Origin of the sequence: Sphingobacterium sp. Ag1, assembly GCF_000988325.1 — a bacterium.
Lineage (GTDB): Bacteria > Bacteroidota > Bacteroidia > Sphingobacteriales > Sphingobacteriaceae > Sphingobacterium.
The window spans coordinates 60,067-85,992 of the sequence record NZ_LBGU01000028.1; the positions used below are offsets into that span (position 1 = coordinate 60,067).

Below are 25,926 nucleotides of genomic sequence, written 5' to 3' on the forward strand. Positions count from 1 at the left end.
AGCTCCTCATCGGAACCTTTAATTAAAAATACATTATTGCCCTGAGGCATTTATACAACCCAATGACTAAATCCGCCGCAACCGCTCTTCTTCCAAGTCTAGTTGATATAACTGTGAACGAACAATCCCCTCATCAATGGTCGACTCGCAGTTTAGCTTCTGAAGATATTCCCGTTGCACATCCAAAAGCTCCATAAATATCACTTTTGTCTTTTCGTTCATCCACGAATCATCGGCCGCATTCACCTTTTCTTCCCAATGTTTCAGAATGCGGTCCATAACATCACGATTGTGCAGCTCTTTCTCATGTTTATCTTTTAGAAATTGGTAAACATGATGTTTCAACCCTTGCTTCATGCGACTACGGACCTGCCCTTCGGGCTCTTCTTCAAATGTTTCGAACAGCCTAGTCCTTTTGATTAAGTAGGGTAAAGTAAGCCCTTGTATCAAGAGCGTGGATAAGATCACGACAAAGGTGATGAATAAGATCAGGTTTCGCTGCGGAATAGCCACACCATTCATAACGACAGGAATGGATAATGCTGCTGCCAGTGACACCACACCACGCATGCCGGTCCAGCCCAACAAAAGAGGCATTAGAAAACGCTGTTTAGTAGATCTCGATCTTGGCGCCACACCCGGGCGAAAAATAAGGGTAGCAATCATGGCTGCATACGAGCTGATAATACGGGCAAGGATCAATACTGCCGTTACCAAAAGACCGTACCCGATGGCTTCCAACAGCGACGTTCCATTGGACCGCAAACCCGCAACAATCTCCGGAAGATCTAATCCAATAATAAAAAATACGATACCGTTCAGGATAAACACAAAACTCTCCCAGACACTCAGCCCCCGCACCCGGCTCGTACTATTGAGAAATGTCAGCCGCTGACCGGACATCAAAAGGCCACCGGCAACGACAGCCAATACACCTGAACTATGGAATTGCTCTGCGATCCAATACATAAAGTAAGGTTCAATCAAGGTAAGTGCAATATCCGAGGGCGCATCTGTCGGTAGACGCTTGTGTGCCTGTATAAAAAACCAACCCAATAAGAGGCCAATACCCACACCACCGACCAGCATCCAGATAAAGGATACCGCAGCTTGTCCCCATACAAATTGACCTGTCCCAACAGCAATAAGAGCAAAACGTACAATGATCAAGGAAGAAGCATCATTTAATAGGCTTTCGCCTTCCAGGATCGCAGAAGTAGCTTTGGGAACTTTCACAAATTTCATAATCGCTCCTGTGCTGACAGCATCTGGCGGTGACACAATACCTCCCAGCAGGAAGCCCAACGCTAGTGTAAAGCCCGGTATATAATAATTGGCAACCACCGCGACAGAAAGTGCCGTAAAGAATACAACCAAGAAGGCAAAACTCCCGATAATACGCCACCATTTCTTCATCTCCTTAAACGAAATTGACCAAGAAGCCTCGCAAAGCAAGGGCGGTAGAAAAATGAGAAAGATGACATCCGGATCAATCGTCACTACGGGCAAAGTGGGAATAAAACTAATGAATAGCCCCGCCAGAACCAAGAGAATGGGATAGGCTACCCGTAGTTTGGTCGCCCACATTTCGATCAATACGATGATCGCAATCATTGCGATAAATAAAGGAAATAAGCTGTGCATACTACTTCATAATTTATAGATCCGGAGATATCCTTTTCTTAATGTAAAGATCTCAAATGGAAATTACAAAAATCACCGGACAACCTAATTTTTTTCTGTACCCCTATTTTGACGGCACTCTGTACCTAAACAGCATCCTGTACCCTTCTTAAATTAGCAAAAAGATTTATTCTTATGGCGACAACTGCACATCAACCGTATCTGATCAGACAAGTGGATCTTTCTGATTTAGCGCTTATCAAAGAAATACAAAACAAAAAGCAGGTAGATACAGCACGCATAAGCATGCCTTTCCTGGTGCTCGACCAAGGCAATCAATTAAAAGCCTTTTCGTCTGTAATACTCTGCAAAAAGAATTTACTGTCGGTCGAAATGACCTACGACGGTCCTATTTCGGATATGCTTTCCAACGTATTTATGGACAAAGCGCAATCCTTCTTTAAGCAGCAGTTGATGGACCTATTTGGTTCGGAAGAATCGCTCATAAAAGGAATCCGCCGATATAATAACTGGTTAAATCAAAACAGAAACAGTAAATTAGCATAAGGATGGAACAGCAACTGTTATATAAAAAAATAGCCAATATTGTCGAGAACCAGATCAAAAATGGTTCCTTGGTCTATGGCGATCGTTTACCTTCTGTCCGCAGCGCTCAGAAATTATACAATGTAAGTTTAAATACGGCAAAAAGTGCCTATATGGAACTAGAGAGTCGATCGCTCATTGAATCACGCCCCAAATCAGGCTATTTCGTTAGCCGATCCGGGCTTCGTCGGATGGCTATCCCGTCCATTTCTACCTTCAAAATCGACGAAAAGAAACAAGATCCCGCGGCATTGATCGATAAAGTTTTCCACTCCCTGGAAGACAAGGAAATTACACGCTTTTCACTGGGTTTGCCCAGTGCATCATTACTTCCGATTCAGAAACTCAATCGATGCATTATAGAGTCGGTTCATGAGCTGCATGATTACGGTGATCAATATGGACAGGTACAGGGAAGTCCGAGCTTACGGAAAGAAATTGCCAAATGGTCATTGGTACTTGAGGGAAAAATAAGTGACGAGGATCTTATTATCACGTCGGGCGCCATGAATGCCATCTACAGCTGCCTTCGTGCCGTCACTAAATCCGGTGACACCATAGCGGTAGAAAGCCCCCTTTACTTTGGCTTTATTCAGGCTTTTCAACTACTGGGCCTCAAAACCATCGAGATTCCGACCCACCCTATTACGGGAATTGAATTGGATGCCCTGAAAAAAGTTATTCATAAAATTGATGTCTGTTGTTTTGTCACCAACTTTAGCAATCCATTGGGCGCACTCATGCCTGAGGAGCACAAGAAAGAGCTTGTCAAACTGCTCGCACACCACCATATTCCATTGATTGAAGACGACCTATATGGAAACATCTATTTCGGTTCGTCACGGCCCAAACCATGCAAATATTTTGACGAGGAGGGACTGGTGATGTGGTGTGGATCGTTTACCAAAGTATTAGCCCCAAGTTTTCGGCTCGGTTGGGTTGAGCCCGGGCAATACAAGGATAAGATCCTAAAACAAAAGCTCATACAAACGATTTCGCAGCCTGCAATTTACCAGGAAGCTGTTTCCAAATTCTTACAGATCGGCCGGTACGACCATCACCTCAATAGCTTCAGAAAAAAACTGTACAGCAATTATGTCAATTTCAGAAATAGCATTGAGGCCCATTTTCCGGAAAATACCAAAATGTCGCAGCCCGAAGGTGGCTTTGTACTTTGGTTAGAGCTGGACAAAAAGATAGACTCAACGGTGCTCTACGATTATGCGCTTAGGCAAAAGTTGAGTTTTGCACCGGGAAGGATGTTTACACAGCACGATCAGTTTAAGAACTGTATTCGGCTTAACTATGCTGTGGACTGGAACGAAAAGACAGCACAGGATCTGATGCGCCTCGGCCGATTTTTTAAGGCTGTATTGTAAGAGGAAATTTCCGCGATCATCAGTATGGTATCCTTGGATAAGAATTGCTCTGCGCCATGAGGCGTTATCTACCAGGATCTGACCTTAGAGGTATTTAAGCCGTACCCTATAAACGTTCCAAGGGCACCTTGTGAGCACCCTTGGAATTAAAAAACGAAGTATATTCACTTCGCAGAGAGAAAAGAATCTTTGTTAACGTATAGTCTCAAAGAATTTTTTAGTCTTGTTATAGGCGATTACACCAATTATACCGATCATCAGCCATAAAAAGTCGACGACGAAAATATCCCGCTGTCCATTGCGGAAGGTATCCCAGATCCAGTTACCAGTCATAAAACCATTGGCAAGTGGAATAAAAAATGCCAATATGCTTCCAACCAGCAATGTTTCGCGATTGGTTCTGCGTATGCTTCTCCGGATAATGTAATACAGTGAAAATAGGAGCCAGCTATAGAAATAAACGCGGTATATAAAATCCTGATTGACCGCTGGACTCAATTTAATAGCAATAAAAGTCAATGCTGTGACAGGTAACATCGTCAGACATATTGCCGTGAAAATATTGGCCGCCCAGAAATTGAATTTTCGTTTTCGTGGAATTACGTTGTTTTTGTCACGCGCTACTAACCAGATCAATATACCCGAAATAATAACCAGACAGCCCATAACTCCCAAAATAAAGTACACCATCTTAAGCGGGTAACCGCCATAATCGCCATAATGCAACCGGTATATAATGCTGCGTACCCCATCTGCATAGCTAGCATCGTCAACCGGTGATTTTTCGGCAACAACTTTATTATCGGCAGCTCGCACAGACAGCAACCCAGATCCAGCAAAGCTTTTGTTAAAATGCGGCTCCAGTTCCATAACAACGTGCATGTTGGAGTCTGCGTAGTTTTTGGTCGTAATACGCTGAAAATCGGCTTCCGGCCATTTGTGTTTTGCCAGATCTAAAAATGGAGCGATCGCAATCGCTTTCTTTAAAGGTTTATAGGTATAGGGAAAATCGGTTGCGGCACTCACACCGATATCCTGATACATTTTTTGCTGATCACCATCATACAACAACTTGCTCAGCGGCAAAGCGAGTACTGAATTGATGATCAAGAACGTACCTGTTACCGCGAAGATAAATTGAAACGGAAAACCAATGACGCCCAATGCGGTGTGCATATCGGTCCATACCGTTTTCCATTTACTAAAGGGTCTGAACACAAAGAAATTTGAGACGATCTTATCCCAATGCAGCAATAACCCGGTAATAAGGGCAAACAGAAAAATAAAAGCGGTAATACCTGCAATAAGATAACCAAATGGCGCTATGCCTACCCGAATCGGCACCTGATTGAGCTGGGCCAAGAAATGCAAACGAAATAAAAACTCGCCCATATCGTAATTCTGCACATAGTCTCCAGCCTTTTTATTGGCAAAATTATAGGTAAAGTTCTTTGAATCATCATCTCCACCCCTTCTGCGGCTATTCTTTTTTGCAGCTTTTTGTTCAGGCGTGATCTTCGCCAGGTTTTCTTTATTGAGTATACTATCGTTGGATGCACTCAAGCCCACATAGGCTGAACTCCCTTCCCGGTGCATATAAAAGGTAATATCGCGTCCATGCAAATTTGTTTGTCCTCTGAGTGAGTCGAGCAAATGATCAACGTTTTTATGATCTTCGCGATAGGTCTTATACGACGTGTTATTCTGCCAGGCAGCGATTTCGTTTCTAAAAAATGCAAATGATCCCGCAAAAAATATCACATAGAGGATGGCGCAGATGATAATGCCGCTAATGGTATGTGTATTGAAGTAAATATTATAATTTCGGTTATTCATGATGACTTACAGTTTGAAGAAATAGGGCAGGGAGAAAAGGACAGCCAACACTAAATATATCCCCCATATTTTCCATCCGCTCTTAGCAAGAAAGGCCAACAAGAGCAGTACTGCCCATAGAAGATAGCCCGTGAAGCAAGCCGTGGCAACAACATCCTTTTTCTCAAAAATATGAGTGACCAAAACGTGGAAAGAGATCATGACGACATAACCACCGATAAATCCGGCTGTAATTTTCAGGAATCGCTGAAAGGGCGTACTGAGGTATTTTTTATTAGCAGGCATATTTAATCGGTTAAGAAATCAATAATTCAACACAAAGGCTAAATACATACAATCCCATAATTGGGTATAATTTGAAATAGCGATAAGGATTTAATAAGACCACAAGACACATCATGCACATGAAATAGGCAAAAAAAGCAAAAAAACCTGCTCCAAAGCCTTGCAGATAAAGAACAGCTATAAATGGAAAGATCAACAGTAGCATGCTCAATGTGCGCACAAACTTCGTTTGTGCGCACAATTTTTCGAGCCATTGTGGTCTAGGGCCAAACTTCACCTTTTTACTTGTATTGTAAAAAAGATAGCTCCCCAAAAGTATAACGATTAACAGTGTACTATACATCGATTCTATAATTTATCTCGATCGGTCCGTTAAAATTTATAGGTCACTCCCATGCGAAAATTACGTCTGGCTTCGACGATATAGGAATAATAATCCACACCACCGAGCTTCTGAACGGCCGCACTTGCTTTGGAGATCGATCCAGCAGTCAGCAATTTGCGGTTGTCCAACACATTATTGATTACGACCGAAATGGCATACTTCCCTTTTTGATAGCTGATGCCTGCATCGGTACGCAGATAATTTTTGAAATTACTTTCTTTTGTTGTCCCAACTGCGCGGTCAAACATTCCCTGAACACTTCCCATAAAGCCAAGTCCACGCACTTTCCCATCCTGAATACGATAGGATACAAATGCATTGGCTGTATGTTTGGCCGTATTCGGAGTGATATTACCTATATTTTCTTCTTTGGTATCTTTGGAGATCTTCGAATCTGTCAAGGCATAATTTGCATTCACATTCAGCCCCTTAATAATTTCACCGGTGACATCAAATTCGATACCCTTGCTTCTGGTTTCTCCCAATTGGGTCTGGAATGACACACCATTAACGACGTGGCTCGGATCGGGGTCAGCTACCAGCGCATTTTTACGGGCAATAGTGTAGGCACTTAACGTGGAGATCCATTTTCCACCCATCCACTCTTTCTTAACACCTGCTTCTAAATCATTTCCGCGTATTGGTTTGAAAGCATTACCTTCCCAGTCGGTACCAGCGACAGGAACAAAAGATTGATCAAACAAGCCATATACACTCATGGATTTATCGATCGAATAGCTCAACCCTACCCTCGGCGTAAATGCTTTATCGGTTCTGTCAGCTACAGACGTTTTTCCTATGGTCTCATTAATTGTATAGCGTAAGCCAAGCGATAAACGCAATTTCTCTTCCAGGAACGCCAATTCATCGTGCGCGTAGAATGACATATAGTTTGTTGAAGTCACGTAGTTGCTACCGCCCGCACGGACCTTTACACTCTGCGAACGATCCAGCGTAGGGAATACACTGCCTGGAATACCGTATTTAGGATCATAGACGTTGAGCGGAGCTGAAGGAATCGAATCTAAAATCGTTCTAAAATCGCCCCAGAACTTCTTATTACCATAGTCGGCTCCCACCAAAATCCGATGACGAACGCTTCCGGTATATTCTTCTCCGTTTAAAGAAACCTGACCAAAACTATTTTCACCATGTTCGTCGGCAATACTGTAATAACGTGGCATATCGCCATTGGCTTTCATGTAATTCAGCCATGTACTGGTGGCTTTCATATCAAAATTGAAATAGGCCATCTGTGCATGCAATTTCCAGTTTTCGTTTAGTTTGCGGTCCAGGTAAATATAAGCACTATGGTCTTTTAGCTTTCCGGGCTCCATGGAGGGATCACCATAGAAGAAGTCATTGGCAATACCCGGATCGGCAAATCCTTTGGGTGAGAACGTATAATTACCATTTGACAGGTAGGTAGACCCTTGGTAGGTGTATTCAAATGTTAAGTTCGTCAAAGAATCTACTTTATAGGTAACCACTGGCGCTATAACAAGCCGGTTACTGTAATTATATTTTGTAAAAAAATCTTTTTGTTGTCCGGCCACATTCAGACGGTAAAGCAGTTTGCCATCTTTGCGCAATTTACCATCCAAGTCAACGGCAGCGCGATAGGTACTGAAGCTCCCTGTATTCAGGGTAACAGATCCCTTGGTATTTCCGGTAGGTTTTTTCGTTACCACATTATAAAAGCCGCCAGGTTCGCCATTGGCAAGCATGAAACCGGCGGGTCCTTTTACAAATTCGATCCGTTCGATCATACTTGCATCTTCGGCTGTAGGCCCCCAAGAAGCTTCGATGTTCATCCCATTACGGAACGCGGGGATCTTAGAGCCACGCATACGGATATTGGCATATTGGTTGTCCCAATGGCCCTGACGTGTTGCACCACTAACATTACGCGTAATACCATCAACAATGTCGAAAACCTGTTGATCTGCCATTAAATCGGAAGAAATAACCTGTATATTTTGAGGCAGCTCTAGGATTGGTGTTTTAAGGCGTAACGATCCGGAGATACTGTCAAACTTATAATGCTCATAGTATTTACCATAAACCGCAACTTCGTCGATAGCTTGCGATTGGTCTTTCAAGATGATGGGACCAAGGTTTGTCGTTTCATCTGTTACGTTCACTTCCATCGTATGCTTACCGTAACCGATCGCTTTAATCTCGATATGATAGGTTTTGGATGAAAGCTTATGAAAAGCGAAATGCCCCTCACTATCTGTGCTGGTGGTCACACCCGTATTGCTTAATTTTACTGTCGCCCCTGTGATAGGTTCGGATTTTTCATTGATAAGAATTCCTTCAATGACTTTGTTCGTCTGCGCCTGTGCAACAGAAAACACCGAACTAATCATAGGAATAGCTAGAAAGGATAAAGTTTTATTCATGAATGTAGTATGGTAGATGTTGTTATAGTAGATACCGCTTAGATATTCTTTTTTTGTAAGGACCCATTGGTGTTTCCATCGTTTCAGATAGATCCTTATGCTGTCTGCGCTATAGCTGCGATTATTTGACGGTAATGAAAGTTGTACTTCCCTGCCATGCCGAAGCATAGGCTTTCCCTTCATGTTCACCTGCAGTTTCAGCAAACGTACTTGCTTCCAAGACGTATGGACCAGCCCATATTGCGTCAAATGTCAGGATGCCATGCTCGTCCGCAACAAACTCTTTTCCCCAACCGGTAGTCGAAAAAACAGAAACTTTGGCCTGTGGAACAGCTTTGCCGAAGCTGGTGATCTTTGCTTGTATACGTTGCCGCTTTTTTGCGTTAGCCGCACCAAGCAACTCAATTTGCAATGGGCTTTTTACATTTTTATAATCGAGTGTTGCAGACTTTCCTACGATAACAGGCACTAAGGAAGAAAATTCATATTTCGTTTTACCGCCTAGATCTTTAGGTGCTTTAACAATGGATAGGAAATAGGTTCCGGCTGCTGTAGGTTGGAATGAACCGCTAAAGTGATCGCCTTGATTCGTCAATTGAAGCTTGACGGGTTCCTGTCCCGGGGCATGTAACATTAATGAGAAGTCCTTCACGTCGGAGTACCATTTGTCGACCTGATCTCTTTCATTCGTTGCAAACTCGCCGTAATATACCTTGACTTCATGGGATTGGTTTAACGTTCCATAAGAAGATGATTCAATCCAAAGGGCATGGGCATGACTAGTATGACTACACAGTAATACCGTAAGAAATGTGAAAAATGAAATTAAAATTTTCATAATATGTTGATTGATGTTTAGTTTTCTTCAACTTATTATGGGAGAATTTGCAGGTGTTGCATATGCTTAACAACGAATAAAATAATAAAATTCGTTATCTTGCAAGTTCTTCCATATCGTATATCGGGAGTAACTGACACAGCGTGCTGTTTCAGTCATCTACATGCAGTTGCCGCTGTATGTAGATTAACGCCATGTGATAGATTGCCGTCTATTACATGGTGTTTTTGTTTCTTGTGTCCAAATAAGTATAAAAGATATTATTTAGACTGATTAAAAACAAAGCAAATATAACAGGAAATCTTTTTAAAACAACTAATTTTTTCATTTTACAGTATTCTTACGCTTTAACTGAAGAAATACAGCGAACAAAAAGAGCGTTGTTAGTTAGGAAGAGAGTGCGGAAAGGATTGAAAAAGATGCCACATGGTTTTCCAGCACAAGTTTCAGGTCGAATAATTCTGTTTCCTGGTAACGTGTCGCGACATGCAGCTGGATACGTTCGCAATGTGGTTCGAAAGTTTGCTGCACCAGATCGACTGTATTATTTTCGCCGGAGAGGTGAGTGAGGATAAGATGTTTCAGACGGTCGGTTTTATAGGCGTTAAACAATTCGACGGCAACGCGATTTGACAGGTGTCCCCAACCACTGCTGATGCGATTTTTCAGAAAATACGAATAGCGTCCTGTACGCAACATCTCCTCGTCATAATTTGATTCCAGGAGCAATACATCCGAATGTTGAATAACATGCTGCACATTTTCGCAAGGTCGTCCAATATCTGTCAGGACACCGATATTGTATGTTCCATCTGAGACAAGAAAGCTGCATGGTTCTTTGGCATCGTGATATTTGGGAATACCGTACACCTTAAGTCCTCCAATTTCAACAACCTCATCAGGAGAAATGATATGGACCAAATGGGATGGAAGATGCAAACGGGTGCCATCGTAACTTCCCTTGGTAATATAAACCGGTAAATTATATTTTTTGGCAAATACAGATAGGCCCCTAATATGATCAGAATGTTCATGGGTAATGAAAATTGCTTTGATCTGAGTCGGTAAAATACCCAGATTGTACATCCGCAGGTGTATATGCTTGCTGTTGATTCCAGCATCTATCAAGATAGCAGAATCATCTTTAGCGACATAATAACAGTTCCCATTACTTCCGGAGGCGATTGCACAATATTTCATTCGTTTATGCTCTTTATAAGAATAGATCTATTTTACCGCGTCAAAGATACGAAAAACGAGAAAACTTCGGCAGTCATTAACATTCCGGCAAACTCAATGGAATATTGACGGCCAATCCACCATCTGCTGTTTCCTTATATTTGGCATTCATATCTAAAGCAGTCTCCCACATGGTTTTAACCACCGTATCCAAACTTACTTTTGCTTTATCCGGATTCGATTGCAGTGCTAATTGTGCCGCAGTAATGGCTTTAATGGCTCCCATTGTGTTGCGTTCGATGCAAGGAATCTGCACCAGTCCACCGATTGGATCACATGTTAATCCGAGGTGATGTTCCATGGCAATTTCAGCAGCCATCAGCACCTGGCGCTGTGATCCGCCCAGCACTTCTGTCAGCGCACCGGCTGCCATCGCTGATGAAACGCCAATCTCGGCCTGACAACCGCCCATTGCGGCTGAAATGGTTGCATTTTTCTTAAATATCGATCCGATCTCGGATGCGGTAAGAATAAATTGGATAATTTTATTTTCAAGCATTCCGTCGTGGAAAGTAATGTAATATTGCAACACCGCTGGGATAACGCCTGAAGCTCCATTGGTAGGAGCTGTAACCACACGTCCGAAAGAGGCGTTCTCCTCATTTACGGCAAGTGCAAAACAACTTACCCAATCCAGAATATATTGAAAGTTTTGGCCGCCCTCGCGGATGGCCGCTACCCAGGACTCGTAATCTTGGTAGGTTCGGCCCTGCATTAATTTCTTATTTAGCTTGGCTGCCCTACGTTCGACATTCAATCCTCCGGGTAATGTCCCGCCGGTATGACAGCCCCGGTAGATACATTCATGTATTGTTTTATAAATATTCAATACGCCTGCCACGGTTTCACTTTCCTCACGCCATGCACATTCATTTTCAAGGACCAGCTCAGAGATTTTCAGCCCCGTTTTCATCGTCCAATGCAAGAGTTCCTGTGCAGTATCGACAGGAAACGGAAGGTCCACTTCAGACAAAACACCTTCCTTATCATTTTCCTGCACCACAAAACCACCCCCTATCGAATAATAGGTTTCGGTCATTGCCTTCCCATTCGATAGGAATGCCTGAAAGGTCACTGCGTTGGGGTGAAAAGGTAAACTTTCCGCATATAGAAACAAGAGGTCTTCCGGATAGGAAAAAGGAATCGTCCGTTCGCCAGCAATTTCCAGTTCACCGACAGTCTTAATATGCTCGACCTTGGGCATCACGCTATTGACATCAAAGGTAACCGGATCATCTCCACTTAGTCCTAGGAGCACAGCAATATCGGTACCGTGCCCAGCACCGGTTTTGGCCAAAGAACCATACAGCAGGATTTTGACTTGTTCGACTTCATGCAAGACACCTTTTGACCTGAGAACAGCTGTAAATTGCTGGGCTGCACGCCAAGGTCCCAAGGTATGCGAACTCGAGGGTCCTATACCAATCTTAAACATGTCAAAAACGGATATTTGTTCTTTGCTCATAATCTTTTTTATTGCGGTCAGCCGATCAAGCCATTGCTTTTGTGAAAACCGCATCTAAATTAGCACAAATAAAGTACAATGTTACTTGTATTTGCATTATTATCAATTTGAAAACCAAGCTCAGGTTCTTTTAACAAGTATCCAACAAACATCTTACATTTTTTAGGGAAAAAGTAAGAAATGCTTCCCTATCTTTGTTGGCTATAATTTATAGAATGACGGGAAAAACATATTTATATTCTTTTTTTACCATTGTTATCTGTTTATTTTCGATTAGAACGTATTCCCAGCAACTACCTAAGCGGGAGTTTCGCGGCGTGTGGGTTGCAACCATAGGTAATATTGACTGGCCCTCTGTCAAAGCGGGCAATAATGTCGCACAGCAAAAACAGGAGTTTATTGATTTACTGGACCAGCACCGCAGCGCGGGACTGAATGCCATTATTTTGCAGGTACGTCCGGCTGCCGACGCATTTTACGCGAAGGGCAGAGAACCATGGAGTAGATATCTAACCGGAAAACAAGGCCTGCCTCCATCGCCATTCTATGATCCTCTGGAATTTGCCATTACCGAGGCTCACAAAAGAGGGATGGAACTACATGCCTGGTTCAATCCGTACCGTGCTTCGACAACATTAAATCCGGCTCATTTTTCGGATGACCATATTACTAAGCGTCACCCGGAATGGTTCTTCACCTATGCTGGCAAGAAGCTTTTCAACCCAGGTATTCCGGAAGTTCGCAAATATATTATTGATGTCATCATGGATGTGGTCAAAAACTACGATGTAGATGGCATTCATTTCGATGATTATTTTTATCCCTATCCCGATAGCAGAAATACACCGGTACCGGATCAGATTACCTTTGGTCAATATAATAATGGGATTGAGAAAATTGACGACTGGCGCCGCAACAATGTCAACTTGCTGGTGCACGATCTTGGCGTTGCCATCAAAAAGATAAAACCATATGTCAAATATGGCATTAGTCCTTGTGGGGTATGGGACAACAAAGAAAATAACAGTGCCGGGTCAGATACCCGTGGTCTGAGTGCTTACCGGGAACTGTATGCTGACGGTGTCAAATGGATGCAGGAAGGTTGGATCGATTATATCAATCCACAGATCTACTTTCCTTTCAAAAATCGCGCAGCAGCCTATGAGATCTTGGTTGACTGGTGGCAGAAACACACCTATGGCCGTCACTTTTATGTCGGGCATGGAGCTTATCGTGTTACCGAAAATAAAATCGGCTGGACAGACCGCAGTCAGATCCCCAGACAGGTACGCCACTTAAGGGAGGAGCACGATGTGGCGGGAAGTATTTATTTCAGTTCCAAATCACTTACGGACAATCTTGTTGGACTGCAGGATTCCATGCGAAATGACCTGTACCGTACACCGGCTTTACCCCCTACCATGCCTTGGTTAGATAGTATCCCACCCAATGCACCTTTTGGCCTGCTGGTGAAAAATTCATCCAATGGTAAAATGAACACCTTATTTTGGCAAAAACCGGATGCGGCCACTGATGGGGAGTCGGCTTATGGCTACGTGATCTATCGGTTCAACCTTAACGAAAAAGTAAGTCTCAAGGATCCTGGGAAAATCATTTTTATCACTTTTGACGGAGATAAACTTCAATATACCGATGACGATATCAAACAACATCAACAGTATAAGTATGTTGTGACAGCGATTGATCGCATGAAAAATGAAAGTAAGCCCTCCGATAGCAGGACCGCCAATGAAGAGATTTAAGTGCTGCTAAAAAAATACCTCTTCCGAAAAATGGCTTTGCAATTGCAGCGAGGCCATTTTTGGAAGAGGTACCGTGTTAGTGTGATTTTAAAATACGTTATTTCCCCTGTCCGTATTTAAATTTTTTGTTGATCGTGACAGGGAGTTTTCCTTTCGGCGTATTTTGCCCTAAAATAGTTTTCACCGCCGCTTTCTGCATGAAGGCATCATTTTGATAGGCCAGCAAAATTGTTTTTGCTTTTTTCGATGCTTCAAATCCATCCACAGCATAGGCATTGGTAAATAAAGTCAGGATTGATTTTTTCGCAAATTTCTTCATCAGGCCCTGAACATCTTTATTTAATACCATGGTCGGACGTGGACGAAGTCTCGTATCGTGTACGGCAATAATAAATTGTTTGTTCTTCTTGATTTCTTTGGTAAGGCGCTTGATATCTTCCTTACTTGTGCTATCCGTGATGAAATATTGCGTTTCATTTGTGAGCGCACTAGCCAATTCATTTTGGAAAGTCTGATTGGCTGTAATACCAATGTTGATAATAGCCGTAGGTAAATCCTTTTTGAAGGATTTTAATTTTTCTGTTGAGTTCAAAGCGGTGATCGCTGCATTAGACAGCTCGTCAATAAGCTGAACTGCTGAGGCGCGATGCAAATCATGGTATAGATTCTGTTGTGAAGTCGACTGATATTTATCTAAACCAAGCCAGAGCTTAGCGGCAAGCACTCGTTTTACACGCGCATCAATATCAGCCTGCGCGATACGTCCTTCTTCAATAGCTTTTACAATCAAATCGATCGCACGCTTGCTATTCTCGGACACTTCAAGTAAATCATGCCCCGCAATAATTGCCTGTACGTCGGCTTCTCCATTTGGAAAAAACTTCTTTACACCTTTCATATCCATTGCGTCAGTGACTGTTAGTCCTTTAAAGCCAAGTTCGTTGCGCAAAAGATCGGTTACAACCTTTTTAGAGATGGAAGACGGCATATTAGGTGTGTCATCTAAACTCGGAATGTTCATGTGGGCCACCATAACAGCAGGAGCGCCAGCTTTGATAAGCTCTTTGAACGGATACAACTCCAGGGTATCCAAACGTTTTTTGTCGAAAGGTAGTTGCGGCAGATCATAATGAGAATCCACATCTGTATCGCCATGCCCCGGGAAGTGTTTAATGGAAGCCAGGATACCACCATCCACCATACCGTCCATATACGCCTTAGCTTTCTGGGTTACATTATATTTATTATCACCGAAGGAGCGAATACCGATGACGGGATTTTTAGGGTTATTGTTGATATCCACATCGGGGGCAAAATTGAAATGCATACCTATACGTTGGAAGTCTAAAGCAACCTCACGTCCCATGCGATAGATCAGCTGATTATCCTGAACGGCTCCTAAAGTCATCTGATAAGGGAACGACAACGTAGAATCCGGCATACGCATGCCTAATCCCCACTCGCCATCAAATGTCACCATCAAAGGGACCTTGGACAGGGATTGATACCGATTGAACATATCGACATGGCGGACAGGACCACCCTGAAAAACAACGAGACCGCCCAAATGTTGATCCTGTATAACCTGAGCTACGGAGTCAATATATTTCTGTCCTAAATTGGTGTGTGCCCTAACCAAAAATAGCTGTGCGACTTTTTCTTTTGGCGTCAACGTATTGAATACCGCATCGACCCATGCATGCTGGGAGTTGATGTATTTCACAAAATCTTTTTTGTCCTGAGCTTTCAAAAAAGAAATTGTGCCGACTAATGCCAATATTCCCAGACCGAGTTTTTTGAACATAAATTAGTTTGTATAATGTATTTAAAATAGAAATACTAAGGACGTTATTATTTCGGACAATATGAAATTGTTTTTGCAACAATTTCATATAAAAACGCATAAAACAGCAATACACTAGGATACGAAGCTTTGAAATATACCCACTCGATTACTGGAAGCAACAATAACAGGAATGCTATGCGGCGATAATACGATAAACAGTATCATCCCAAGCTGTGACGCGACCATACATGGAATTACCTCGGCAGCGATATATTGGACGCTATTGTCCTGCGCAATTGTGAGGCGGTAAACTTTTGTGCACAATATAGCAATACTATGCCTACTGAAACAGGTCTAGAAAAATGCAATTACTTGGCAATAAAGACTATATCAGGTTATACTTTTTCTCCAAGAAGAGGGTCAGCTCCATGGTATTTTCGAGTTCTCCAATAGCCTCTTTTTTCCATAGGGTATCTATGATCAGTAATAGGAATTCTGTTTCAAACTCGGGACTCTCATACCCCAGTTCTTTAAAAGCACGGTGGATAATAGGCTGAACAGGTTTCATAAATTGTTCGTGCTGCTGTTTGGAAAAAGGGTGATGAGACAGACGCTCCTGCAATCTCCAAAATATGGGCTCTGCACTGACTAGCTTGCCTGGTAGATTGATCATCGTGCGCAGAAATTCTTTTGGCTCACGATAGGTCATCATGCCGCGGTGATGTGTAAGAACCTTACGATAACCGGATTTAATCAAATAAACCAACAGGGCGTCTTTATTCCCAAAATGTTTGAAGATTAATGCTTCGGAGACTCCCGCATTTTGGGCAATCGTTTTGGTAGAGGTATTCGTATAGCCTTGCTCTGAGAAAAGCAACAATGCTTCTTTCATAATACGCTCTTTTCTACTCAAAACACTTTCTTTCATCTCTTATTTTTTTAATCTGTATCCGTATTGTCACTAGATCGTTATACGGTCCTGTTCAGTTGATTTTATAATTCTACTGCAAATATATCTAATCTTTCCATTCACTTGGGTTTATTGTAACTAAAATGATAATAATTCGTAACAAATAGTGCCCTATTTTTGGGAAATAAAATTATATAACCGTCAACAACACATTAGAACATATTTTCACCTCGACCGATGAAGATCAAGCTTTGGACCATTTTGCTCTTTTTTATTTGCTTATCGTTATTGGGGAAAACCGCGTACGCCCAACAGTATATTACGGGCAAGTTGCTTGATCATACGACTTCGCAACCTATTAAAGGTGCAAGCATCACCATTATCGCAGTAAAAGATTCCAGTAAAGTTCAGGTCCCAACAGACATTTTAGGCAGGTTTAGCAGCAGCAGCCTCCCCAATGGAGATTATCTGGTCAGCACACAGCCGATGGGCTACTCCATGGATCTTCGGCGCGTAAAACTAATGGGCCAGACAATCGATCTAACGTTTAAACTCACTAATGCCGAGATTGTACTGGATGAAATTAACATTTCTTCGAGCAGTATACAGGTTAAAGGAGATACGCTGGAGTTTGACACCAAGAAATACGTCACACAGGATTTTGCAGATGCGGACGAGTTGGTTAAACAGATTCCTGGTGTTGAAATTGATGAAGACGGCAATGTAAAGGCTCAGGGCGAGCCTGTCAATAAGATTATTATTGATGGCCGGGAGTTTTTTAGTACAGATCCTAAGGTGGCCCTCAAAAATCTTCCGGCCGATGTTATTGCCAAGATTCAAATTATAGATGACAAAACCGAGCAGGCTAAATTTAGTGGTTTTGACGACGGGAAGCGCATGAAAGTAATCAATATTGTCACCAAGCCCGATAAAAGAAAATCCTATTTTGGCAAGCTCTCCGGGGGAGTAGGTCCCGACCAGAAATATGCCATAAATACCCAGGTGACCAAAATGAATCCCAAACGTCAGTATGCTATCGACATAAATACCAACAACGTCAACCAGCCCAATGGTTTTGCACCCCGCGGCAACACCAGAGGGCGTACCGGGCAGGGCGTAACGACACGCTTCAACACTGGCTTCAACTATTTGGATCGTTTTTTCAATGACCAAATGGACTTCAATGCAAATTATACCTACAACTATACGGACAATACTATCCTCAGCCAAAGTAAAACAGAATATACGGCAGGCAATCGGGCCAACCAAATCAACAATCAGGATCAATTAAACAGCACATACAGCAACAATCATGCGTTAGCAATCCGCGCAAACTGGAAGATAGATTCGATTCAAAAACTGGACTTTCAGCCTAATTTTTCCTATCAGCGTAACGATAGAAACAGCAGCTCTAAAGGAAATACATTATTAAATCTTGCCGAGATGCTTAATAGTTCAGATCGAAGGAACAACAGTTTTGGGGAAAATTTCAACTGGGGCGGAGACCTCACTTACATGCGGAGACTCAACAAACCTGGTCGAACGATCAGTTTTAATATCAGTGGTTCATTTAGCAGCAACAAGAGTCATGCAACAAATTTTGCACTAAACTCGTATTATAAAGATGGATTATTTAATCGAGTCGACACCGTCAACAACAGGAATTACTCGAATGGTGACACTAATGGTCTTCGCTCAAAGATAGCTTACACCGAGATGCTCGGTACATATTCCCGGTTGCAAGGGAATTATACGTTTCGGAATACGGCACGCTATTCGGACCGCAGGACCTATGAATTTCTGGCCGAAACAGGCCAGCTAGGGGAATTAAAAAATCGTCTTTCCAATGAATTCCGGAATGATTTTGTTTACCATAGTGGTGGGGTTTCCTACTTATTTAACAAAAAGGATAGCATAAGATTTCAGATTGGTTTAGATTATCAGACGGCTTCACAGGTCAATGATAAATTGTTTCCGAATATACTGACCACAAAAAGCCGCTTCAATAGCCTACTACCTAACCTCAACTTCCAATATAATTTCAATAAGGATACTCGGGTCGAGTTTCGGTATAATGCAAAGACAAACACCCCTTCCATCGAGCAATTGCAAGATTTTATAGACAATCAAAATCCACTGCGCATTAGCTCCGGAAATCCAGATCTTAAGCAAGAATATGATCACAACCTTGTGGTACAGTTTAGATCAATCAATAAAGCCTCGGGCAGAAGTTTCACTTCTGACTTTACAGCAGATTTTATTGAACATAAAATCTCTAATACCATTTTTACCACAGATTCAGCATTCGCGATCACTGAGGACATCGTCCTCGGCCCAGGGGGGCAATATATAAGGCCCGAAAATTTCAATGGTGTTTATAACCTCAAATGGCAAAATAGCCTTGGATACCGTTCTGAACTGTTGAAACTTAACTTCAACCTAAATAATAACCTCTATTTCAACCAGAATTACACTTTATTGAATCTCGAAAAGGTCAATGCGCAAACGTACGGCCTGAGTCAGCGGGTCGGTGTAAACACGGCATTCAGCAAGGATGTCATCATCGGACTGGATTACAATGGAAACATCGCCTTCTCCAAGAACTCAGCCAGCGAAAAATCGAATTATTCGGTTTATAAACATACCCTAGGTAATTCGATCGCGTTGACTTTACTAAAGACCTGGACACTCAATTCAACGTTTAACTACCTATACAATGGCAGCATCCTGAACTCACCCAGTACAACAAGTTTATTGTGGAATGTCTCTATCGGCAAGAAATTGTTCAAACGCAGGAATGCCGAGATCAATCTTACGGTATTTGATCTATTTAATGACAATAAAAACATCAATCAGCAGGTCAATGATCTTTGGGTACGTGTATCCCAATCCAATGCAATAACACGCTACGCCATATTAAGTTTTACCTACCACATTCGGGGGCTTGGCGGAAAAGGAGAGATAAAAACCCGTCGTTAATATGCGCCATCATTGCCACTCCACATGGAACACATCATCAATCAATCAATCAATCAATCAATCAATCCACAGTAAGCATGTACCCTACCCCTCTGACATTGGTTATCTTGATTCGGTTATCTTGGCTGAGATACTTTCGTATCCGGCTGATAAATACATCCAAACTTCGTCCTGTAAAATACTTATCATGGCTCCAATAGGCACGCATGATATCCTCGCGTGGAATGACCTTATCTTTTTGTTCGTATAACTTCCGCAGCAGTTCACTTTCACGGAAAGACAGCTTAAGCACCTCACCTTGATAGGTCAATTGATGTTTTAAACTATCGAGACTATAGTCTCCAATCATCAGCCTTTGGCCGAATAACATTTTGGGGCTGTTTTTTAATAAGGATTCTATCCGCACAACCAATTCTTCGATCTTAAATGGTTTTTTGACGTAATCGTCTCCGCCCAAACGAAATCCCCGCACCACATCCTCCGTCTGCACTTTGGCTGTCAAGAAGATAATGGGTACCTGCGTATCGGACTCGCGTATTTTTGTTGCCAATGTAAAGCCGTCCATCACGGGCATCATGACATCGACCACCAAAATGTCTGGCCGTGCGGCTGTAAATGCTTCCATGGCTTCGTGACCATTACTACAATGGGTAACATTAAATCCATTCGCCTCCAGGCTATCGGCAACGATCATCCCAAGACTTGGCTCATCTTCTACATATAAAATTTCAATCATAGCATCGTGGTTCAATCAAAAAAAATACTCTGGTTCGCTGTAAAAGGTTTCTTCAGGATAAGGCGACCGGATCAATTCCGATACGCTACGCTATGTGCTTTCCGGCAAACACATAAGACTATTATTCATAAGGCAGCCGGATCCTAAAGGTACTCCCTTTTTCCAGCTCACTGTCCACTGTAATCTTGCCCTCATGCCTTTTTACAACCTGCTTGACATAAGCAAGCCCCAAGCCAAAACCCTTCACATCGTGCAGATTACCGGAAGGAACCCGAAAGAACATATCAAAGATTTGATTATGGTATTCTGCGGATATTCCGTTACCATTATCTGTAATACGAATATGGACATTTTCTTTCATTTCCTTCACTTCTACCTCGATATAAACGTGCTGTCCAGCATATTTTATCGCGTTTTCCAGTAAATTATTGATCACATTTTTTAAGTGGGCTTCATCGCCATTGATTCTTATTTCACTTGGAACGGCAATTAAATTAAAGGTCACTTGCTTTGTTTTATTTAACTGAGCAACCTCAATCGCGCCTTTCACCATGGCGACAAGATCGAAATCAGAACGCTGCAACACAATCCCTCTCGTTGCATCAATATCCATCTGAAGCACTTTTTCAATCATATTGGACAGATGCTCCAGTTCTTTTTTGGAGATATTCAGATAACGATTCATCTTTTCCCGGTCATTCTGTACACCATACAATTGTATCGCTTCTATAGCTGCCATCACAGTGGAAACAGGTGTTTTGAGTTCATGCGTCATGTTATCGACAAAATTTTTACGCAGCTCGGCCATCTTATTTTGGTTGAGAATGGTTTTCATCAAATAAAAGAATGTCCCGAGCAGCAGCCCAATCAAAAGCAGTGAGATCAACAGCTGCCAACTTAAGCTATACAGCAAATACTTCCAATCCTCCTGAAACTTGATAACAAGAAATTCATTTTTCATTGGGTTAACCATCATGGGTCTCGTCCAAGCTAGATTTGCTTCACGGTATTTGCGTCGCACATCTTTGATTTGATCATGTGGAATCGTGACAATAGCCATTTCAAAAGGTACTGCAATGTTTTTATTGTTTAGCGATTCTTTAAACTTCCTTTCAATCAGATCCAGATTGGCTTTATCCATCTCAAAATCGCGGAACAGAAAGGGTGGAATAATAGCGCCCTGCCCTTCACGGTCTTTGGGGAATATTTTCTCCCGCCGCATGTGGTTTTCGCGATCATATCGTTCAAATTTGGGTTGTTCTGCGCCTACGCGTTGCAAAGCTTTATCGAGTTGATCAGCAGGTAGTAAGCTTGAAAGCTCTCGTTTTACATCCTGGAGAAGACGTTTTCGATCCGCTTCAGGCCCATTGAGTGGGCGGTCACCATTGCGCGCTTGATATGCCTCCTGAACAGCATTGAAAAGCGAACGCTCAGCGGTAGAAAGAAACAGGTCACGACGATTAGTGTAACTTCCATAGAGCCAAAACCCGAGGACTACAGTAATTCCTGCCCCTATTAAAACGATCAAACTGATCAGTAATTTAAATCTTCTACCCATAACTAAAACAAATTTAAATTACTAGATTTGCAATCGCTGTGGTAATTAACCATATTTAACAAAATATAACACTGATTAACAGTTCGCATTGATTACTTTTGCACTATTCAAAAATTAATATGATTAAAGACTTTAAGAGACGTAGTATTCAATTTTTACTTCCACTTTTTACATTGGCCGCTTTCGTCGGTTGTAATAAAGACATTTCGCTCTCATTGGATAGTTCAAGAGATGAAACAATCGGTTTAGTACCAATTGATACGGTTTCCGCCAAAGTTTCGACTTATCAATTGGATGATATTCCGACTTCTTCTACTGGAACAATGCTTGTCGGAAAGAATAGCAATGCTGTTACGGGTAGCATGACGTCTACCGCTTATATGCGCTTAGGCGTGGGAACGATAAGCAATGCTTCTATACCTGATGATGCGGTTTTGGATTCGGTGACTCTGGTATTGACGCCAAACAAGTACTCTTACGGTGATACAACGAAAGTACAAAAGATATCGGTTCATCGTGTCACAGAAGAAATTACACAAACTCAGATTGATTTAACCAAGCCAGTTGATGAACGCCCTGTTTTTGTCACTTCTGCAGCGATATTCAGTAAACAAAAGTTTGCCTATGAAAATACACCATTGGCACAACTTTCCTTTAGACCGCGTATACAATCGGCAGATTCCTTATTTTTTAGATTCAACAACAGCATTAGCAATGAGCTGTTTACGATGATCAAAAATAATGATAACCGGATTCAGAATAGCACAAGTTTCCAGGAGTATTTCAAAGGATTGGCCCTTGTTCCTGATAATGGCAATACGGCAGTAATTGGATTCAAGGACACCGTATTTTTACAGGTTCATTATTCATTCCTGAATAATGAAGGTACAAAATCCGTTGGCAAACAATATTTTTCGATTGATAACAAAGCTTACCAGTATAATCACATTGAAGCGGATCGCTCTGCAACAAAGTTTGCACCGATGACCTTAAAAAACCCTCAAATTGCGAGTCAACAAACTGATGGAAATGTGTTTTTAGAAGGCTCAACTGGTGTTGTAGCAAAAATTGAGTTTCCAACGTTATTGGAATTGGTGAACAATCCATCCATTGCGATTAATAAAGCTGAACTGATCATCGAGGTAGAAAATGGAGCCAAAACAAATTTTGCGCAACCCAAGAATGTAATTTTGATGATTGCCAGTCCAAACGGGAACCCAATTAGTATGTTATTAACACCCTATGCGACTGATTCTAGAAGTGTGCAAGCACCTACATTAGTTCCTGGCGATGATTTTGGTTCCAATGGAAAATATACATTCAATCTGATTGAATATTTGACAAAAATTAAAACAACAGCATACAAAAACACTTCATTATATCTATCTTTACCGACATCGAGTTTGTTTTCAACTGGAGACAGGTTAATATTGGCAAAAGATAATGAGAATGATCCGAAAATTAAATTAAACATCCTTTATACTAAATTTCAATAATTTATGAACAAGAAAAATTGGCTACTCGTTTTATTAGCTTTTGTATTTACAGTTACAACTATCTCTTCTTGTAAAAAAAGTGACGACAGCACAACCAAATCAGATGAATGGTTTGCAAAAGCTGCTTTTAAAGGGCCACAAACTTCATCTGCTGCTAGCTTTTTGATAAATAACGTTGCATATGTCACTACTGGTCTAGCAAGTAACGCTGGTGGTAAACCATTCCGCGTGAAAGACACGTATGCGTATGACGCAGCATCAGATACTTGGGCTGAAAAAGCACCTTTCACAGGTGTTGAGAGAAACGGTGCCATCGGCTTTTCCATTGGTAATGTCGGTTATGTTGGTGGTGGAAATGACGGAACAAACAACCTAACAGATTTCTACAAATTTGACCCTACAGCTAACGGCGGAAAAGGTGCTTGGTCAAGCATTGCTCCACTTCCTATTGCTTTGTCTAATGCAGTAGCTTTTACTTTAAACGGTGCGGCTTATGTTGGAACCGGTGAAACTGTAGTTAGTGGTGGAACAACAAATACCAATGAGTTCTACAAATATGATCCTGCTGCTAATACTTGGCAAGCAATCAGTGATGCTCCTTTTTCAGCGAAAAGAAAAGCAGCTTTCTCTTTTGTTGTCAATAATGTAGCCTATGTAGGTGGTGGTATTTCTAACGGTTCTTACCCAAAAGATTTCTATAAATTTGATGGTAGCAAATGGACTAAATTGAACGATATCAATAGAGCTGATAATTCATATACCTACGATTTGACTCGTTCAAATGCCTCTGCGTTCGCGATCAATGGTACACCATTCGTTGTTGGCGGTTACAAAAATGCAGTAATCAATAGTACATGGAAATATAATATTTCTGGTGACTACTGGACAAATGATAACGGCGCTTTCGCTGGTTCAGCACGCCAAGATGCTGTTGGTTTCGCTGTAGGAAACAACGGTTACATCACGACTGGACTTAACGGTTCATCTCGTTTTGACGATACTTGGATGTTTACTCCGATTTATTAATCGAAATTAAATCAATATAAAAAAAGGAATGGAGTTTCAAACTTCATTCCTTTTTTTTTGCTTCCTATTTTTTTCTACCGGTTCAAAAGGATTTTCAGTTCTCTACGGCCGTCGTTAATGCTATTGAAATCGTGTAAGGTTTGGGGCATTCAGTTACTGTGATCTCTTCATCAGCCAACCTAGGCTATTCTAGACTAATTCACCCCTGCTGTACATATAGAAGGGGCAACTCCTGCTCTTCTTTATTCGAGCGACGTTCCGAGAGATCTGCTCACATAATAATACGCTCTATACAGTATTAAAAAGTAATCGGCTGTAGCGCCGTATACAAAAGGTCGAATTGAAAGTTTCACGCTATAACATCCCTACTTCAAAGGAGAGTGGGTGCAATAAAAAGGAAGGTTCGCAAAAGCCAAATCAAACCCTTTGAGAACTGAACCTCCAAAATAATGCGTGAGGGAAGTACGGATTAAGTTGCACGAAAAAGGGGCCTTCCAATCTTTTGGATACCCCCTTCTAATTTTATACAAACTTACAATTGTGTCGACCTCAGGAAAAAGGATCAAGACCTGACGTTCATTTATTTTTCAACTGTCTTGATCTCAAATAATGTATTCCATAACTTCCCTGTTATAAAAAGACGTTTTCCAGCTTGATCGTAAGCAATTCCATTCAATTCATTGTCATAAGCGGAAGTATGCTCATAGATACCAACAAGATTAATCCGTCCTTCTACCGCTCCTGTTTGAGGATTGATAATAACAATAACATCCTTTTGATAGACATTTGCGTAGACTTTGCCATCTATATATTCCAGTTCATTAAGTTCATCTACCGGTCCAGCTTCATCGTAAACTCCGATAGCATTTAGCTCCTTACCGGTTGTTGCATCTAAAAAGAATAATTTATTGGAGCCGTCAGACTTTATCAAATGCTGTCCATCGTAAGTCAAGCCCCATCCTTCTTTACTATTTTCATATTTAAAGGAACTTTCCTTGACAAAAGAGTTTTTATCAAAGACATATCCTTCTCCCTGTTGCCAAGTCAACATAAATAACTTATTACCAACCAATGTCATTCCTTCGGCAAAAGTCTTTTCATCAAATTTGATCTCTTGGAGTACTTTGCCTGTTTTTAGATCGACCTTTCTCAAGTTGGACTCTCCATAACGGCCATTGGATTCGTAGAGAATACCATCCGCAAACTGTAGCCCTTGTGTAAAAGCTGTAGTATCGTGCGGGTATTTGTTGACCACCTCAAAACCATAGTTCTTCGCATTTTCAGGTACAACATAAAATGTACTTGAAACAGAATCGGGTTTTCCAGCATTGTATACCAGGGCGGAAATATTACGTGTACCATAGGCCATGTCTTTGGTATCAACTGTAATTGCCGTTGTGTCAGTTGATGACCCAACATGTTTATCATCTACAAAATAAGCCACAGAGTCCATTGATACGGATTCAAATTTCAATTTCAATTGGACCTGAGCACCTTTTAAAACAGCTTGATTTGCTCCAGGAGATGCAAATTCCAAACTTGATTTTTTTGACTTACAAGAAGCAAAAGCTAGCGCTGCAATTGCCATAAAATAAGTGATTTTTCTCATCT

At 41.7% G+C, this 25,926-nt stretch carries 19 protein-coding genes; 6 read left to right on the plus strand and 13 right to left on the minus strand.

The genetic code is table 11. The features are described from left to right. Positions 1–66 precede the first annotated feature (66 nt). On the minus strand, positions 67–1,644 hold the full coding sequence (locus tag AAW12_RS05905; protein ID WP_046672683.1) for a Na+/H+ antiporter: 1,578 nt from the start codon (positions 1,642–1,644) through the stop codon (positions 67–69). Positions 1,645–1,818: 174 nt separating this feature from the next. Between AAW12_RS05905 and AAW12_RS05910 the strand changes: the two genes are divergently transcribed. Then, positions 1,819–2,190: a hypothetical protein gene (locus AAW12_RS05910; RefSeq protein ID WP_046672684.1), complete on the plus strand. Its 372-nt coding sequence runs from the start codon at positions 1,819–1,821 to the stop codon at positions 2,188–2,190. Positions 2,191–2,192: 2 nt separating this feature from the next. Next, positions 2,193–3,608: a PLP-dependent aminotransferase family protein gene (locus AAW12_RS05915; RefSeq protein ID WP_046672685.1), complete on the plus strand. Its 1,416-nt coding sequence runs from the start codon at positions 2,193–2,195 to the stop codon at positions 3,606–3,608. A gap of 192 nt (positions 3,609–3,800) precedes the next feature. On the opposite strand, the gene AAW12_RS05920 is transcribed toward AAW12_RS05915, so the two are convergent. From AAW12_RS05920 to AAW12_RS05950, 7 genes are all read right to left on the minus strand, one after another. Beyond that, entirely contained in the window at positions 3,801–5,444 is a 1,644-nt protein-coding gene (locus AAW12_RS05920) for a PepSY-associated TM helix domain-containing protein (RefSeq protein ID WP_046672686.1), read from the minus strand. A 6-nt stretch (positions 5,445–5,450) separates the two neighbouring features. Continuing rightward, positions 5,451–5,729, minus strand: a complete 279-nt coding sequence (locus tag AAW12_RS05925; protein WP_046672687.1) for a hypothetical protein — start codon at positions 5,727–5,729, stop codon at positions 5,451–5,453. A gap of 10 nt (positions 5,730–5,739) precedes the next feature. Beyond that, positions 5,740–6,072: a hypothetical protein gene (locus tag AAW12_RS05930; protein ID WP_046672688.1), complete on the minus strand. Its 333-nt coding sequence runs from the start codon at positions 6,070–6,072 to the stop codon at positions 5,740–5,742. A 29-nt stretch (positions 6,073–6,101) separates the two neighbouring features. Beyond that, positions 6,102–8,702 (minus strand): TonB-dependent receptor, encoded by a 2,601-nt coding sequence (locus tag AAW12_RS05935; protein WP_231585214.1) that lies wholly within the window; start codon positions 8,700–8,702, stop codon positions 6,102–6,104. Next, positions 8,641–9,357, minus strand: coding sequence for a DUF4198 domain-containing protein (locus AAW12_RS05940; protein ID WP_046672689.1), 717 nt, complete (start codon positions 9,355–9,357; stop codon positions 8,641–8,643). The genes AAW12_RS05935 and AAW12_RS05940 overlap by 62 nt, the downstream gene beginning before the upstream one ends. 387 nt (positions 9,358–9,744) lie before the next feature. Further along, the gene (locus AAW12_RS05945) at positions 9,745–10,557 is read right to left on the minus strand and encodes an MBL fold metallo-hydrolase (RefSeq protein WP_046672690.1); all 813 of its coding nucleotides are present in this window, start codon (positions 10,555–10,557) and stop codon (positions 9,745–9,747) included. Positions 10,558–10,633: 76 nt separating this feature from the next. Then, positions 10,634–12,061: an L-serine ammonia-lyase gene (locus AAW12_RS05950; RefSeq protein ID WP_046672722.1), complete on the minus strand. Its 1,428-nt coding sequence runs from the start codon at positions 12,059–12,061 to the stop codon at positions 10,634–10,636. 215 nt (positions 12,062–12,276) lie between these two features. Between AAW12_RS05950 and AAW12_RS05955 the strand changes: the two genes are divergently transcribed. Further along, positions 12,277–13,824 carry a glycoside hydrolase family 10 protein gene (locus tag AAW12_RS05955; protein ID WP_046672691.1) on the plus strand — a complete coding sequence of 516 codons (1,548 nt, stop codon included), beginning with the start codon at positions 12,277–12,279 and terminating at the stop codon, positions 13,822–13,824. Positions 13,825–13,921: 97 nt separating this feature from the next. Here AAW12_RS05955 and AAW12_RS05960 read toward each other — a convergent pair whose 3' ends face one another. Both AAW12_RS05960 and AAW12_RS05965 read right to left on the minus strand, forming a co-directional pair. Then, positions 13,922–15,628 (minus strand): glycoside hydrolase family 3 protein, encoded by a 1,707-nt coding sequence (locus tag AAW12_RS05960; RefSeq protein WP_046672692.1) that lies wholly within the window; start codon positions 15,626–15,628, stop codon positions 13,922–13,924. A 367-nt stretch (positions 15,629–15,995) separates the two neighbouring features. After that, entirely contained in the window at positions 15,996–16,538 is a 543-nt protein-coding gene (locus AAW12_RS05965; protein WP_046672693.1) for a TetR/AcrR family transcriptional regulator, read from the minus strand. 219 nt (positions 16,539–16,757) lie between these two features. Between AAW12_RS05965 and AAW12_RS05970 the strand changes: the two genes are divergently transcribed. Continuing rightward, positions 16,758–19,499 (plus strand): outer membrane beta-barrel protein, encoded by a 2,742-nt coding sequence (locus AAW12_RS05970; RefSeq protein ID WP_053003539.1) that lies wholly within the window; start codon positions 16,758–16,760, stop codon positions 19,497–19,499. A 61-nt stretch (positions 19,500–19,560) separates the two neighbouring features. Here the strand turns inward: AAW12_RS05970 and AAW12_RS05975 are convergent, their stop codons facing one another. Then, positions 19,561–20,235, minus strand: coding sequence for a response regulator transcription factor (locus tag AAW12_RS05975; RefSeq protein ID WP_046672694.1), 675 nt, complete (start codon positions 20,233–20,235; stop codon positions 19,561–19,563). Between the two features lie 121 nt (positions 20,236–20,356). Beyond that, a complete protein-coding gene (locus AAW12_RS05980) occupies positions 20,357–21,793 on the minus strand; it encodes a sensor histidine kinase (RefSeq protein ID WP_046672695.1) in 1,437 nt (478 codons plus the stop codon). Positions 21,794–21,912: 119 nt separating this feature from the next. Here AAW12_RS05980 and AAW12_RS05985 point away from each other — a divergent pair, with 119 nt between their 5' ends. Then, positions 21,913–23,289 (plus strand): DUF4270 family protein, encoded by a 1,377-nt coding sequence (locus AAW12_RS05985; RefSeq protein WP_046672696.1) that lies wholly within the window; start codon positions 21,913–21,915, stop codon positions 23,287–23,289. 3 nt (positions 23,290–23,292) lie between these two features. Next, positions 23,293–24,315 carry a Kelch repeat-containing protein gene (locus AAW12_RS05990; protein WP_046672697.1) on the plus strand — a complete coding sequence of 341 codons (1,023 nt, stop codon included), beginning with the start codon at positions 23,293–23,295 and terminating at the stop codon, positions 24,313–24,315. A gap of 580 nt (positions 24,316–24,895) precedes the next feature. Here the strand turns inward: AAW12_RS05990 and AAW12_RS05995 are convergent. Continuing rightward, positions 24,896–25,924, minus strand: a complete 1,029-nt coding sequence (locus AAW12_RS05995; protein ID WP_046672698.1) for a glutaminyl-peptide cyclotransferase — start codon at positions 25,922–25,924, stop codon at positions 24,896–24,898. Positions 25,925–25,926: the final 2 nt, after the last annotated feature.

Bases quoted from the DNA above. Each gene is read 5' to 3' on its own strand.
- AAW12_RS05905 (WP_046672683.1), bottom strand. From the start codon at position 1,644: ATGCACAGCTTATTTCCTTTATTTATCGCAATGATTGCGATCATCGTA.
- AAW12_RS05910 (WP_046672684.1), top strand. From the start codon at position 1,819: ATGGCGACAACTGCACATCAACCGTATCTGATCAGACAAGTGGATCTT.
- AAW12_RS05915 (WP_046672685.1), top strand. From the start codon at position 2,193: ATGGAACAGCAACTGTTATATAAAAAAATAGCCAATATTGTCGAGAAC.
- AAW12_RS05920 (WP_046672686.1), bottom strand. From the start codon at position 5,444: ATGAATAACCGAAATTATAATATTTACTTCAATACACATACCATTAGC.
- AAW12_RS05925 (WP_046672687.1), bottom strand. From the start codon at position 5,729: ATGCCTGCTAATAAAAAATACCTCAGTACGCCCTTTCAGCGATTCCTG.
- AAW12_RS05930 (WP_046672688.1), bottom strand. From the start codon at position 6,072: ATGTATAGTACACTGTTAATCGTTATACTTTTGGGGAGCTATCTTTTT.
- AAW12_RS05935 (WP_231585214.1), bottom strand. From the start codon at position 8,702: ATGAAGGGAAAGCCTATGCTTCGGCATGGCAGGGAAGTACAACTTTCA.
- AAW12_RS05940 (WP_046672689.1), bottom strand. From the start codon at position 9,357: ATGAAAATTTTAATTTCATTTTTCACATTTCTTACGGTATTACTGTGT.
- AAW12_RS05945 (WP_046672690.1), bottom strand. From the start codon at position 10,557: ATGAAATATTGTGCAATCGCCTCCGGAAGTAATGGGAACTGTTATTAT.
- AAW12_RS05950 (WP_046672722.1), bottom strand. From the start codon at position 12,061: ATGAGCAAAGAACAAATATCCGTTTTTGACATGTTTAAGATTGGTATA.
- AAW12_RS05955 (WP_046672691.1), top strand. From the start codon at position 12,277: ATGACGGGAAAAACATATTTATATTCTTTTTTTACCATTGTTATCTGT.
- AAW12_RS05960 (WP_046672692.1), bottom strand. From the start codon at position 15,628: ATGTTCAAAAAACTCGGTCTGGGAATATTGGCATTAGTCGGCACAATT.
- AAW12_RS05965 (WP_046672693.1), bottom strand. From the start codon at position 16,538: ATGAAAGAAAGTGTTTTGAGTAGAAAAGAGCGTATTATGAAAGAAGCA.
- AAW12_RS05970 (WP_053003539.1), top strand. From the start codon at position 16,758: ATGAAGATCAAGCTTTGGACCATTTTGCTCTTTTTTATTTGCTTATCG.
- AAW12_RS05975 (WP_046672694.1), bottom strand. From the start codon at position 20,235: ATGATTGAAATTTTATATGTAGAAGATGAGCCAAGTCTTGGGATGATC.
- AAW12_RS05980 (WP_046672695.1), bottom strand. From the start codon at position 21,793: ATGGGTAGAAGATTTAAATTACTGATCAGTTTGATCGTTTTAATAGGG.
- AAW12_RS05985 (WP_046672696.1), top strand. From the start codon at position 21,913: ATGATTAAAGACTTTAAGAGACGTAGTATTCAATTTTTACTTCCACTT.
- AAW12_RS05990 (WP_046672697.1), top strand. From the start codon at position 23,293: ATGAACAAGAAAAATTGGCTACTCGTTTTATTAGCTTTTGTATTTACA.
- AAW12_RS05995 (WP_046672698.1), bottom strand. From the start codon at position 25,924: ATGAGAAAAATCACTTATTTTATGGCAATTGCAGCGCTAGCTTTTGCT.